This window comes from Serratia sp. CY40230, from assembly GCF_052168835.1.
Taxonomy (GTDB): Bacteria; Pseudomonadota; Gammaproteobacteria; order Enterobacterales; family Enterobacteriaceae; genus Serratia; species Serratia nematodiphila.
The window spans coordinates 334200-347601 of sequence record NZ_JBJNLX010000005.1 but is presented as its reverse complement, the minus strand read 5'-3'; the positions used below and the strand labels follow the sequence as shown (position 1 = coordinate 347601).

At 63.1% G+C, this 13402-nt stretch carries 11 protein-coding genes and 1 pseudogene; 4 read left to right on the top strand and 8 right to left on the bottom strand.

Annotated elements, in window-relative coordinates:
• Positions 1-232: 232 nt before the first annotated feature.
• The 3 genes from hutG to hutC form a co-directional block, all read right to left on the bottom strand.
• Entirely contained in the window at positions 233-1036 is an 804-nt protein-coding gene (gene hutG / locus ACJ8IJ_RS18995) for an N-formylglutamate deformylase (RefSeq protein WP_275095785.1), read from the bottom strand.
• A complete protein-coding gene (hutI, locus tag ACJ8IJ_RS18990) occupies positions 1033-2256 on the bottom strand; it encodes an imidazolonepropionase (RefSeq protein WP_004941304.1) in 1224 nt (407 codons plus the stop codon). The genes hutG and hutI overlap by 4 nt, the downstream gene beginning before the upstream one ends.
• A gap of 157 nt (positions 2257-2413) precedes the next feature.
• A complete protein-coding gene (hutC, locus tag ACJ8IJ_RS18985) occupies positions 2414-3169 on the bottom strand; it encodes a histidine utilization repressor (RefSeq protein WP_015377644.1) in 756 nt (251 codons plus the stop codon).
• A 181-nt stretch (positions 3170-3350) separates the two neighbouring features.
• Here hutC and ACJ8IJ_RS18980 point away from each other — a divergent pair, with 181 nt between their 5' ends.
• The 3 genes from ACJ8IJ_RS18980 (at position 3351) to ACJ8IJ_RS18970 (ending at position 6355) form a co-directional block, all read left to right on the top strand.
• Entirely contained in the window at positions 3351-4721 is a 1371-nt protein-coding gene (locus tag ACJ8IJ_RS18980) for a formimidoylglutamate deiminase (protein WP_442518452.1), read from the top strand.
• Positions 4721-5284 carry a HutD/Ves family protein gene (locus ACJ8IJ_RS18975; protein WP_049186043.1) on the top strand — a complete coding sequence of 188 codons (564 nt, stop codon included), beginning with the start codon at positions 4721-4723 and terminating at the stop codon, positions 5282-5284. Before ACJ8IJ_RS18980 ends, ACJ8IJ_RS18975 begins: the two co-directional genes overlap by 1 nt.
• Positions 5285-5353: 69 nt before the next feature.
• Positions 5354-6355 (top strand): LacI family DNA-binding transcriptional regulator, encoded by a 1002-nt coding sequence (locus ACJ8IJ_RS18970; protein WP_442518451.1) that lies wholly within the window; start codon positions 5354-5356, stop codon positions 6353-6355.
• Positions 6356-6396: 41 nt separating this feature from the next.
• Here the strand turns inward: ACJ8IJ_RS18970 and ACJ8IJ_RS18965 are convergent, their stop codons facing one another.
• From ACJ8IJ_RS18965 to ACJ8IJ_RS18955, 3 genes are all read right to left on the bottom strand, one after another.
• Entirely contained in the window at positions 6397-7839 is a 1443-nt protein-coding gene (locus ACJ8IJ_RS18965) for a glycoside hydrolase family 32 protein (RefSeq protein WP_442518450.1), read from the bottom strand.
• Positions 7836-9095, bottom strand: coding sequence for an MFS transporter (locus ACJ8IJ_RS18960; protein ID WP_004941315.1), 1260 nt, complete (start codon positions 9093-9095; stop codon positions 7836-7838). Before ACJ8IJ_RS18960 ends, ACJ8IJ_RS18965 begins: the two co-directional genes overlap by 4 nt.
• A 161-nt stretch (positions 9096-9256) precedes the next feature.
• Complete coding sequence (locus ACJ8IJ_RS18955; protein ID WP_033645932.1) at positions 9257-10198, bottom strand: LysR family transcriptional regulator; 942 nt, start codon at positions 10196-10198, stop codon at positions 9257-9259.
• 107 nt (positions 10199-10305) lie between these two features.
• On the opposite strand from ACJ8IJ_RS18955, the gene ACJ8IJ_RS18950 reads away from it, so the two are divergent.
• The gene (locus ACJ8IJ_RS18950) at positions 10306-11517 is read left to right on the top strand and encodes an MFS transporter (protein ID WP_442518449.1); all 1212 of its coding nucleotides are present in this window, start codon (positions 10306-10308) and stop codon (positions 11515-11517) included.
• Positions 11518-11545: 28 nt separating this feature from the next.
• Here ACJ8IJ_RS18950 and ACJ8IJ_RS18945 read toward each other — a convergent pair whose 3' ends face one another.
• On the bottom strand, positions 11546-12850 hold the full coding sequence (locus ACJ8IJ_RS18945; RefSeq protein ID WP_004941321.1) for an MFS transporter: 1305 nt from the start codon (positions 12848-12850) through the stop codon (positions 11546-11548).
• A 90-nt stretch (positions 12851-12940) separates the two neighbouring features.
• A pseudogene (locus ACJ8IJ_RS18940) lies at positions 12941-13327 on the bottom strand (GFA family protein).
• Between the last annotated feature and the right edge of the window lie 75 nt (positions 13328-13402).

Below are 13402 nucleotides of genomic sequence, written 5' to 3'. Positions count from 1 at the left end.
CTCCAGAGAGTATTCGAAACGGGCCAGCTCGGCCACACGCCGCCCGGCGCTGAGCGCGGGCTTTTGGGCTGATTGTGGCGCAGTGCGTTTTTCGTCGGCCGCCGTTTTGTGCGCTGTTTAGACCAGTTAGCGGGGAATCACACGAAACTTTGATATAGCGCGCAGATTGCTGCTGGCGTTGCGGTTAGAGGCAGGAGAAAAACAGGCGCCCGGCGGCGCCTGTAAAGGGGGATCAATTCAGTCTGGCGGCACCGTCCAACAGGCTTTCAATCATCTGCTTGAGCAGACGCTGCAGCGAGGCGGCGCGCTGGGGCTCGAACGCAAAAGGATACTGTTCGGACATGTAGTTGACCTGCGCCAGTTCGAGCTGGATCGCATGCTGTTGCTGCTGCGGTTGACCATAGGCGCGGGTGATATAACCGCCCTTGAAGCGGCCATTCAGCACGTGGGTGTACTGCTGTTGCTGCTCGCAGCAGGCGACCAGCCGATCGCTCAGCGCCTGGGCGCAGCTTTCACCGCCGTTGGTGCCGAGATTGAGATCCGGCAGCTGGCCGTCGAACAGCCGCGGGATCACCGAGGCGATGGAGTGCGCGTCGAACAGCAACGCATAGCCGTGCCTTGCTTTGAGGCGCGCCAGCTCGTTCTGCAACTGCTGATGATAAGGTTGCCAAATCTGCTGCAGATAGCCGGCGCGTTCTGTGTCCGTCGGCGTTTTGCCCGGCAGGAAGCTTGGGCGGCCGTCGAACAGCACGTCGGGATACAGACCGGTGGTGGCAGTGGTGTACAGCGGCTTGTCGTCCGCCGGGCGGTTCAGATCGATGACGAAGCGCGAATAGTTGCCGACCAGTACGCTGGCGCCCATCGCCCGGGCGAAGTCGTACAGCTGCGGAATGTGCCAGTCGGTATCGGGCAGCGGGCGAGCGTCGTCGGTCAGCCCGGCCTCGACCGCCGGCGTCAGTTGTGTGCCGGCGTGCGGGATGCTGATCAGCAGCGGCAGGCTGCCGGTCTGGAAGCTAAAAGGATCGCGAATGGTCATTGACGTACTTCTCCTCGGAAAATCACCGTACAGGGCAGCTGGCCGCCCAACCAATAAGCCAGTTCCGCCGGCCGCGACAGCGGCCAGTGAACGAAGTCCGCCACCTTGCCGGTTTCCAGCGTGCCGTGGCTGTGCTGCAGCCCCAATGCTTTGGCGGCGTGGGTGGTGACGCCCGCGAGCGCTTCTTCCGGCGTCAGGCGGAACAGCGTGCAGGCCATGTTGATCATCAGGCGCAGCGACAGTGCCGGCGACGTGCCGGGGTTGGCGTCGCTGGCGATCGCCATCGCCACGTGGTGTTTGCGGAACAGCTCTACCGGCGGGCATTGGGTTTCACGCAGCAGGTAGTAAGCGCCCGGCAGCAGCACCGCCACGGTGCCGGCGTCGCCCATGGCGCGGGCGTCTTGCTCGGTAGCGTATTCGAGATGGTCGGCGGAGAGCGCGTGATGGCGCGCCGCCAGCGTGCTGCCGCCGAGGGCGGAGAGCTGTTCGGCGTGCAGTTTGACCGGCAGACCGGCGGCTTCGGCGGCGGCGAAGACGCGCTCCACCTGCGCCGGTGAGAACGCCAGATGCTCGCAGAAGGCGTCGACCGCATCCGCCAGACCGGCGGCGGCCGCCTGCGGGATGATGGTGTCGCAGACCAGATTGATGTAGTCGTCGGCGCGGTTGGCGTATTCCGGCGGCAGCGCATGGGCCGCCAGACAGGTGGTTTTCACCTCGACCGGCAGCAGCTCGCCCAACTTGCGCGCCACCCGCAGCATTTTCAGTTCGCTCTCCGGGCTGAGGCCATAGCCGGATTTGATCTCCACGCAGGTGACGCCTTCCGCCAGCAGCGGCCGCAGGCGGAACAGCGCCTGCTCCAGCAGCAACGCTTCGTCGGCCTCGCGGGTGGCTTTCACGGTGGAGATGATGCCGCCGCCCTGCGCGGCGATGTCGGCATAGCTCACGCCGTTCAGCCGCTGTTCGAACTCGCCGCTGCGGTTGCCGCCGAACACCAGGTGCGTGTGGCAGTCAACAAAGCCGGGGGTGATGATGCCGCCGTCGAATTTCACCGTTTCGTCCGCGATAAGATCGGGCGGCAGCGCCGCATGTTCGCCAATCCAGACAATCTTGCCGTCGCGTACGGCGATCGCGCCGTCGGTCAGGGTGTGATATTTACCGTCGCGCATGGTGACGATATCGGCGCCGTGCCACAGGCTGTCACAGTGGATCTCAGACGTCATTGCTTTCCTCCGCCGGAGCCGCAGCTCCCACATGGTTGTATATACAATTAAAAACAACCTAACGCATTCACCGGGATGTCACAAGAGGCGGGCGAGATTTTGTTATCAGGATGTGATCGACAGCGGAGATGCGGGCGCAGGGCGCGCCCGCCGGGGTTCAGACTTCGCTGGTGAAGCGGCCGAACAGCTGATAGCGGCTGCCGGGGTACAGCAACCGCGCCGAGGTCACCACGGTTTTGCCGGACCAGGTGCGGCGATGGATCAGCAGGCCGGGTTCGTGGTCCTCCAGCTGCAGCAGCTCGCGCTCCCGCCGGGTGGGGATCACCGCTTCGACGATGTGTTCGCCGGCGGTCAGCGGCGCGGCCTGCGTCAGGTAGGTGTAAGGGGTGACGCGGTCGAAATCCTGCTTCAGGTAATCCGGCGCCACCAGCGGGTTGACGCAGCGGTCTTCCACCTGCACCGGCACGTCGTTTTCGTAATGCACGATCTGGGAGTAGAACAGCCGTTGGCCGGGCTGAATGCCCAGCGCCGTCGCTTCTTCCTCGCTGGCCGGGCGGGCCTTCAGCTCGAGGATTTTACTGCTGTGGCGATGGCCGCGCGCGGCGATCTCATCGGCGATGTTGTGCACTTCCAGCAGTGCGGTATGCGCCTTGGCTTCGGCGACGAAGGTGCCGACGCCCTGCATGCGGATCAAAAAACCTTCGCTGGTCAGCTCGCGCAGCGCGCGGTTGATGGTCATGCGGCTGACGCCCAGTTCCGCCACCAGTTCACTTTCGGAGGGCACGCGCTGGTGCGGTTGCCAATGCCCCGCACGGATTTGATTCACGATCGCCTGTTTGACCCGTTGGTAGATCGGGGCGGGGGCATCGCTCATTGCAGCCGCCAGTTGTAACACGGTCTGTTGTTCAGCCACGACGTTAACCTCGTCAAATAAAAAAATAATAACACCAGTTTACTGTTGATGTCGGCGTATGTATATGTATATACAACTAGTGGCCATCGCGCCAGAAACTTGCCGGCGGCCGCCAAAAAATTCCTGAATGCGCGCCATCGCCGCGCCTCATTCACCGTTACATCAACCGTGGAATACTGCCATGCCTGCTTATTTTGCCCCACGCGCTTTGCTCCCTGAGGGCTGGGCGCATAACGTCCGGCTGGACGTCGATGCGCAAGGTTACCTGACTCAAGTTACCGCCGACGCTGAACCGCAAGGCTGCACCCGGCTGCACGGCGACGCGGTGCCGGGCATGCCTAACCTGCACTCCCACGCTTTCCAGCGCGCGATGGCGGGGCTGGCGGAAGTGGCGGGCAACCCGCAGGACAGCTTCTGGACCTGGCGCGATCTGATGTACCGCCTGGTGCAGCGTCTGACGCCGGAGCAGGTGGAGGTGGTCGCCCGTCAACTGTATATCGAAATGCTCAAGGGCGGATACACCCAGGTGGCCGAATTCCACTACCTGCATCACGACGCCGACGGCAGGCCTTACGCCGATCGCGGTGAGATGACCGGCCGCCTCAGCGAGGCGGCGCATCAGGCCGGCATCGGCATGACGATGCTGCCGGTGCTTTACAGCTACGCCGGTTTCGGCGCGCAGCCGGCCCAGCCGGGGCAGAAACGTTTTATCCAGGACACCGAAAGCTATCTGCACCAGCAGCAGGTGATTGCCCGCCAGCTGGGGGATCGTCCGTTGCAGAATCAGGGGTTGTGTTTCCACTCGCTGCGTGCGGTGGAGCTGGGGCAGATGCAGCAGATTTTGGCCGCGTCGGATCGCACCTTGCCGGTGCATATTCATATCGCCGAGCAGCAAAAAGAGGTGAACGATTGCCTGGCGTGGAGCGGGCAGCGCCCGGTGGCCTGGCTGTATGACCATCTGCCGGTGGATCAGCGCTGGTGTCTGGTGCACGCCACCCATCTGGATCGCGACGAGTTGGAAGCGCTGGCGCGCAGCCGCGCGGTGGCCGGCCTGTGTCTGACCACCGAAGCCAACCTCGGCGACGGTATTTTCCCCGGCGACGCGTACCTGCAGCAGCAGGGGCGCTGGGGCATCGGTTCCGACAGCCACGTTTCGCTCGACGTGGTGGAAGAGCTGCGCTGGTTTGAATACGGCCAGCGGCTGCGCGATCAGCGACGCAATCGCCTGACGACGCCGGAACAGTCGGCGGTGGGCAATGTGCTGTACTCACAGGCGCTGCAGGGAGGTGCGCAGGCATGCGGCGCGCCGATCGGTCGGCTGCAGAGCGGCTATCGCGCCGACTGGCTGGTGCTGGACGGCGGCGATCCGTATCTGGCGGCGGCGCCGGACGCCTCGATCCTTAACCGCTGGCTGTTCGCCGGCGGCAAAGAGCAAATTCGCGACGTATTCGTCGGCGGCCGGCAGGTGATCGAGCAGGGACGGCACGCGCTGCAGCAGCAGAGCAGCGCCGAGTTCCTGCAGGTGCTGAAAACCTTTCAGCAGGAGGCGTAATGGGCCTGACCCGTTTTAACTTCGCCGCGCTGCCGGTCAGCCCGTGGCGCAACGGCGGTGGGGAAACCCGCGAAATCGTCAGCTGGCCGCCGGGCGCGCAGGATTTTGACTGGCGCGCCAGCATCGCCACCATCGCGCAGGACGGGCCGTTTTCCGCCTTTGCGGGCATCGATCGTTCGATCACCCTGCTGGAAGGCGACGGCGTGCGGCTGTTCAGCGCTGGGCATATCGACCATCAGTTGGCGCGCGTCGGGGAGCCGTTCGCGTTTTCCGGCGACGTGGCGCTGGAAGCGACGCTGCTGGGCGGCGCCAGTCAGGATTTCAACATCATGACGCGCCGCGGCCGGCAGGCGGCCGAGGTGCGGCGCAGCACGGCGCCCGTCAGCCTGCTACCCAACCGGGCGGGCGTGCTGTATGTGCTGAGCGGGGTCTGGTCGCTGCCGGGGGGCGGCGAGCTGCGAGCGCGCGAAGGCGTCTGGTGGACGGCGCAGGCGGTGAGCGGCGAGGTGAAGCCGCTGACGGCCGACGGCGCTATTCTGTGGGCGGACATCACAGCCTGCTAACGCGGAGTAGAGTCCTGCGCCTGGTTATGGGATTATTCACTTTTCCTCATTAATCATAAAGAAGGGCGCATGGCTTCGCTGAAAGACGTCGCAAAACTTGCCGGAGTCTCGTTGATGACGGTGTCCCGCGCCATCAATGAGCCCGGCAAGCTGCGGCCGGAAACCTATCGGCGCGTCAAACAGGCTATCGACCAGTTGGACTATGTGCCGGATCTGTCGGCGCGGCGTATTCGTGGTGACGGAAATCGCGTACAGACGCTCGGCGTGCTGGCGCTGGACACCGCCACGACGCCGTTCTCGGTGGACATGATCCTGTCGATTGAAAAAACCGCGCGCGAGCACGGCTGGAACAGCTTCGTCGTCAATCTGTTTGCCGACGACAACGCCGAACAGACCGTCGATCTGCTGCTGGCGCATCGCCCGGACGGCGTGATCTTCACCACCATGGGGCTGCGTCAGGTGGATGTGCCGGCCAAACTGTTGGACAAAAGGCTGGTGCTGGCCAACTGCGTCAGCCCGGCGCATGCGATCGCCAGCTACATTCCTGATGACGAGCAAGGCCAGTATGACGCGATGCGCACGCTGATCGCCAAAGGCTATCGTACGCCGCTGTGCATACATTTACCGGCGGATACGCTGGCGGCGGGGCTGCGCCGCCGCGGTCTGGAGCGCGCCTGGCGCGAAGCTGGGCGCGATGTTGAACAGCTGCGGCAGTATCATCTCGATCTGAGCGGCGGCGATCAAGGCTATCGCGACTGCGTCGCGCTGCTGGCGCGGCATTTCTCTGCCGGCCGGCGCGATTGCGATGTCGTGGTATGCGGGAACGATCGGATAGCCTTTCTGGTGTATCAGGTATTGCTGGCGCAAGGATGGCGGATACCGCAACAGGTGGCGGTGCTGGGCTACGACAACATGGTTGGCATCGGCGAGCTGTTCCTGCCGGCGTTGACGACGGTGCAATTGCCGCACTACGAGCTGGGCCGCCTTGCGGCGCTGCATGCGATCGAGCAGCGGGAACAGCGTGATACGGTGAAAGTGCCTTGCCCGCTGTTGGAGCGTGGTTCGCTGTAACCGCACCGGGTGCGTCGCTGCGCGCCCGGTGCTCATTCCCACTATCCCCAGATGCTAGCCAACTGCCATCCTGTGATGGGCTCGAACTCTGCCCGTCCGCCCTCGGCAAACAGGCTGAGGCGGCGATCCTCCTCCGTCGGATAAATGCGGCTGGTCAGGCAGGCCAATCCCTGATTAACGAAAATCTCCAGCGATGAACGGTCGATAAAGATCCGCAGCGACAGGATGTCACCCTCCGGCAGCGGCACGCTGCGGCAGGTGCTCAGGGCGGGGTTTTCATGAAAACGTTCCAGTACCAGTCGGTGCGCCTGATTATCGACGAACAGCCGCGCTGCACTCCCGATGGCCAGCCCGTAACGCTCGGCGTCGTTGTCGGCCGGTCTCAATGTCAGAGTGAGTTCCTGCACATCGTTCGCCAGCGGCAAATGCTGATTGGTGAGCGTCTGCGCCAAAAACGAGTGCGATTCTCGGCGCAGCGCCGCCAGTTCACGCGCCGGGTTCATGCGAACGCTGCCGTCGGCGGCCAGCGTCAGCTCGCGCGGCAGGGTGAGGGCGCCGGCCCAACGGTGCGCTTTGCTGGGCATCGGTGATTCCCACATATCCATCCAGGCAAACAGCAGCCGGCGGCCGTCGGCGGCGGTGAAGGTCTGCGGCGCATAGAAATCGTGGCCGGCATCCAGCTCGCAGAAGGGCTGCGTTACCGTAAAGTCGCCGTCCGGCCGCCAATGGCCGAGCAGATAGCCGCTCTGGAAGCGATTGCGGTAGCGGTAGCCCTGCGCCGCCAGGCCCTGCGGCGAGAACAGCAGCAGGTGTTGTTCCCCCAGCGGGAAGACATCCGGGCATTCCCACATATACCCTTGATGCGCCGTTTGCGCGCCGGCCAGCACCCGATCGAAGCGCCAGGCGCGCAGGTCTGCAGAACGGTACAGGCGTACCTGGCCCAGGCCGTTTTCTTTAGCGCCGACCACCAGCCACCATTCGCCGTTCTCGCGCCAGACTTTCGGATCGCGGAAATGCTGAATGCCGTCCGGCGGGGCCAGCACCGGCCCGTGCTTGACGAAGCGTATGCCGTCTTCGCTGGTGGCCAGACATTGCACTTCCCGCACCTGGCTGTCGTCGCCGGGCTCGCCCAGCCACACGTGGCCGGTGTAAATCAGCGTCAGCACGCCGTTGTCATCCACGGCGCAGCCGGAAAAGCAACCGTCTTGGTCATAGGACGCATCGGGTGCCAGGGCGATGGGCTGGTGCTGCCAGCGGATCAGATCGCGGCTGGTCGCGTGCCCCCAGTGCATGGGCCCCCAGTGTTCGCTATAGGGGTGATGCTGGAAGAAGGCATGATAGACGCCGTCAATACAGATCAGGCCGTTGGGATCGTTGATCCAGCCGGCGGGCGGCGCGAGATGGAACTGCGGGTAGTAATCATCTCGGCGCTCTGCGCGCAGGGCCTCGACCGCATGGTCGGCTTGAGCTAAGGCAGTGTTCATTGGACAGACTCACTTGATTTAATGGCGGATGGAAAGGGCGCTGCCGTGGCGGAACGTTCGCCGCGCAGCAGGAAACAGGAAACAAGCGTCGTGGCGGCGACCGCGCAGCCCATCAGCAGATAGGTGTCGGCAAAGCCGATGCGGTCATAACCGTAGCCCGCCAGCGGCGACAGGAAGCTGGCCATCACCTGGGTGATGAACTGAAAGCCCACCAGGTACAGCGTGGAGGAGAGGCGGCTGTCGAAGCGGCTGGCGATGTATTTGAAGATAGCGATCAGCAGGATCGGCAACTCTACGGCGTGCAGCAGTTTCATGGCGGAGATCATCAAGGCGCCGCTGACCAAGCCGGAGCCGAACATGCGCAGCGCCATCACGCTGCCCGCCAGCAACAGCCCCTGCTTGGCGCCGATGCGGTTCACCAACAGCGGAGCCAGAAACATACCGCCGGCTTCGAGGAAGACCTGCAGCGAGTTGAGAAAACCGTACATCTCGTTGCCCTGTTCGCGTGACGCGAACTGTGAGGCGAAGTAGACCGAAAATTGCTGATCGAAAACGTTGTATACGCTGATGCCGAGCACAAACACCACCAACGCCCAGAAGCCCGGCATGCGCAGCAGCGCCAGCGCGTCCTGCAGCCGCAGGTTCTCCGGTTTGCCAAACGCCAGGCCGGCCATGGCGTTCGGCTTCAGCTCGCGCACCTGGCTGAGCAGCACCAGGAACACCACGGCGGCGGCGGAGGCCAGCCAGAAATTGATGTTCGGATCGATATTGAAGATAAAACCGGCCAGAAAGGTGGCGCTGGCCCAGCCGAGCGAGCCCCACATGCGGGCGCGGCCGAACTCGAAACCGCTGATGCGGCTGACGCGCTCGGTATAAGATTCCAGCGCGCCGATGCCGGCGAAGAAAGTGGCACCGATGAACAGCCCGCCGACCAACGCACCCAGCGGCAGGCTGCTCGCCAGCAGCGGGGCGTAAACGTAGATAAAGAACGGGCCGGTCAGCAGCAGCATCACGCCGAGAAACTGCAGCAGGTGCTTGCGCAGCCCAAGTTTGTCCTGAATAAACCCGTACAGCGGCTGTGCGCACAGCGCCACCAGCGAGATAGCGGAGAAGATCAGGCCGGTCTCGGCGCCTTTAAGACCGATCTTCTGATTCAGCCAGAGTGAGATCAGTGAAAAGCTGGAAGACCAGGTGAAGAAAAAGAAGAACAGCAGGCCGCTGAGCAGCACGTAATATTTTTTCGTTTCGCGGTTCATGGATAAGGTCCCGGTGAGTGAAATCAGCTTTATTGTTAACGTTAACTCGCGAAGGGATGAAGCTGTCCGATATCACACATGCGATGTTAATCACAAAAGTTAACGTTAACATTATTGATTTGTGATGTTTCTCACGCAGAGACGCGGATTAACGAGCGTGGTTACTCATCCTGCGGGGGGACATGAAACGGCGGCGATTGGCTGGCGGCCGCAAAGCGGGCGATCAAGAAATCCAACAGCAGGCGCACGCGCGGCGGCTGATAGGGCGAGCGGCGAAACACGGCGTAGATCCCGGCTTCATGCGGGGTGAAGTCGGGAAGAATGACTTTCAGACGCCCGCTGCGGATATCGTCTGCCGCATCCCAGATGGTTTTACGCGCGATGCCGTGCCCCGCTAAAGCCCACTGGCGCGCCAGCGCGCCGTCATTGGTCTCCCAGGCGCTCTCCAGCGGCACCGTGTGGCTCCAGGCCTGGCCGTCCAGGGAGAAATGGAACGTATTCAGCGGGCCGGCTGCGGTCACCAGTACGATAAAACGATGGCCGGTGAGATCGGCCGGCGTGCGCGGCTCGCCATATTGCGCCAGATACGCCGGAGAGGCGCACAGCACGCGTCGGCTGGCGGCCAGGCGCCGCGCGATGAGCGTTTCTTCGCGCGGCGCGCCGAAACGAATGGCGATATCCAGATCGTCCTGCAGCAGGTTGGATAGGGAGTCCGACAGTGTCAGCGCGATCTGCAGCCGGGGGTGTTCGGCGCAAAATTCTTCAATCCACTGATTGAGAAGGTTGCGCCCGAAATCGGCGGAGGCCGAGAGGCGAAGTTTACCGCACACGCCGCTTTGGCTGGCCTGCAGAGCCGCCTCGCCGTCGGCAATCGCCTGCAACGCGAGGGTGCAGTGTTGCAGATAAATGCGCCCTTCTTCAGTGAGACGCAGGCGGCGAGTAGTGCGATCGAAGAGTTTACTGTGCAGCGCCGCTTCCAGCTTGAACAACCGCGCGCTGGCGGCGGCGGGGGAAAGGCCGAGTTTACGGCCGGCGGCAGAAAGGCTGCCCGATGCCGCCGCTTCGGCAAATAAACGCATGTCACCCAGTCTGTCCGTTGCCATTTTTATCAATCTGGATTTGAAAATAATTCAAATGGTAGGCCAATTATCAATCCGTATGCAAGGTGAGACGCTGATGACTCTGCAATTGACCATGGGAGTTGTTGGTAATGAATGTTCACTCTGTTTCCACCGATAGCGATAATGCGCATGGCGCGCTGCCGCCGCTGAAAGCATTGCTGGCGCTGACGATGAGCAGCTTCATCGCGACCGCTAATGAGACTGTGCCGGCCGGCATGCTGCCGCAGATAGCCCGAGGCATGAGCATCAGTGAGGCGTGGGCGGGGCAAATGGTGACGTTGTGCGCGCTGGGCGCCGGGGCGGCGGCGATCCCGCTGACGTTGGCGCTGGGCGGGTGGCCGCGTCGCCGACTGCTGCTGATGGCGATCGGCATCTTTTTGATCTGCAACGCGGTGACGGCGTTGTCACCCTGTTTTGGCGTGACGCTGGGGGCGCGCTTTTTGGTCGGCATCGCTACCGGGGTGACGTGGAGTCTGCTCGCGGGTTACGCGCGCCGCCTGGCCATCGTCTCATTGCAAGGGCGGGCGATGGCGATCGCCATGCTGGGGATCCCGCTGGCGTTGGCGTTGGGCGTACCGATGAGCGCCTGGCTTGGCGAACTGTTGGATTGGCGCTGGATTTTTGCCGTGCTGGCGAGCTTGAGCGCGTTGCTGCTAGTGTGGATCCGGCTGACGCTGCCCGAATTTTACGGTCGCCGAACGCCAGGTAATGCGCGTTTGCGTGAGGTTTTCTGTCTTCCCGGCGTGCGGCCTATCCTTGTCGTATTGGCGTGTTGGATCCTGGCTCATTACACGCTGTATACCTATCTTGCGCCCTATCTTGCCGCGCGCGGCCTGGCGGCCAGGGTGGATTTGGCGCTGTTGGCGTTCGGCATCGCCGCCGTTGCGGGCATTGCGCTGACCGGCTTATGGGTGGATCGCTGGCTGCGTACGCTGGTGCTGTTCAGCCTGGCGGCCTTCGCGTTGGTGGCGCTGGCGTTTGGCGTGAACGGTTTGCCCGTCGGGGCGGTTTACGTTGGCATGGCGGCATGGGGATTGAGTTTCGGCGGTGCGCCAACGCTGTTGCAGACATCACTGGCGGATGCAGCGGGTGAGCATGCCGATCTCGCCCAGTCGCTGCTGGTCACTTTCTTTAATCTGGCTTTCGCCGTCAGCGGCGCGTTGGGCGGAGTTCTGCTGGCAAACGTCGGCGCTAACGCCATCCCGTGGATGGCTTTTGTCCTGGTGCTGGTGGGGTGGAGCATTGCCTGGGGCAGTGCAAAGCGCGGCTTCAGCGCCGAACGCCGCGCCGCGGCGCGCTGAGGGGGCGGCGTCGCCCCCTGTAGCGAGATTAACGTTCGTTCAGCGAACGCAGGTGATCGTCACGGCGCAGCGTCATCAGCGCAAACAGGCTGACCACCGACGTGGCGACCACGTAGTAGGCGGGAATATCGATATTGCCGGTCTGTTTGATGAGGCCGGTGATAATCAACCCGGCCGAGCCGGAAAACACCGCATTGGAAAGTGAGTAAGCCAGCCCCAAACCGGTATAACGCACCCGGGTCGGGAACATCTCCGCCAGCATCGCCGGGCCGGGACCGGCCAGCAGGCCGACTACGGCGCCGGCGATCATGACCGCCAGCCCTTTGACCCACAGTGAACTTTGCGCATCCTGCAACAGGTGCAGCAGCGGAAAGGTAAACAGGATCACCGCCGCCACCGCCGTCAGCATCACCGTTTTTCGTCCCAGCCTGTCGCTGATGATGCCCGCCGGCAGAATGGTCAGGGCGAAACCGACGTTGGCCAGCACCGTCGCCACCAGCGCCTGTTGGAAGGTGGCGTGCAGCGAGGTTTGCAAATAGGAAGGCATCACCACCAGGAAGGTATAGCCGGCGGCCGACCAACCCATCATGCGGCCGATGCCGATCAGAATGGTTTTCACCACGCCGCCCAGCTTCGCTTCCGGCGGTGGGGCGGCGTGTTCCGCACGTTGCTGCGCCTGGGTGAACGTGGGCGTTTCCTCGAGCTTGAGCCGCAGCCACAGCGCCACGGCGCCCATCGGCAACGCCAGCAGGAAGGGAATACGCCAGCCCCAGTCATGCAACTGCTGTGCGCTGAGCAGCGCGGCCAGCAGCGCCACCAGTCCGGCGCCGGCCAACAGGCCGAGCGCGACGGTCAGCGATTGCCAGGCGCCGAACAGTCCGCGCTTGCCCTTGGGAGCAAACTCGGTCATCAGCGATACCGCGCCGCCGAATTCGCCGCCGGCGAACAACCCCTGAAACATGCGCAGCAGCGTCAGCAGCAGTGGGGCGGCGACGCCGATCGAAGCGTAGGTCGGCATGACGCCGATCAGCGCGGTGGCCAGCGTCATCAGCAGCAGAACCGCAATCAGCGTCGGCCGGCGGCCGATGCGATCGCCGATGCGGCCGAAGATCACCGCGCCGATCGGTCGGCAGAAAAACGCCAGCGCAAAGGCGGCGTAGGTGAGGATCAGGCTGGTGATTTCATTTTCACCCTGCAGGGTGAAAAAATTGGCGGCGATAACGGTGGCCAGGAACCCGTATACGCCGAACTCATACCATTCGATAAAGTTGCCGACCGATCCGGCCAGCAACGCCTGACGCGAGCGGCGCGCGTCGAGAGTCTGTTGATTCATCCCCGTTCCCATACTTTTGAATTATTGTTCATCTGTTCTAAATTTATACGACAAAACAATCAATTGATTTCAGCGGGAACTGTGAGGCGCTCAGCGCATGCCGTCGATGCGCCACCATCCGGGGCACACATCGGCGAAAGCGTGCGATACCGGGCTCAGCTCCGGCAGATCGGCGTGGTCGAAGCTGCCGGTGGCCAGCGCCACCGTCGGTTCGTCGTCTACCGCTCCCAGCGTGCTGCCGCAGCGCGGGCAAAAGGCGCGGCTGGAGTAGAGGGAGGAGCGGTACAGCGCGGGCATGCCGCCAGGGCCGTTCCACTCGACGGCCTGACGCGGGAATTCGACTCAACACAGCGTTGGCGCGCCGGAGTGGCGGCGGCAAAAATCGCAGGAACAGCTGTGCGGGTTGCCTGGCAGGCCGTGTGCCTGAAAGCGAATATGCCCGCACAGGCAGCCGCCGCTATAGCGTGGATTTTGCATGATTTCTCCGTCATCAGCGCGGGGGAAACGATGAAAATCACTATAGCCATATCGCGAAAAAATAACAGGCCTCCA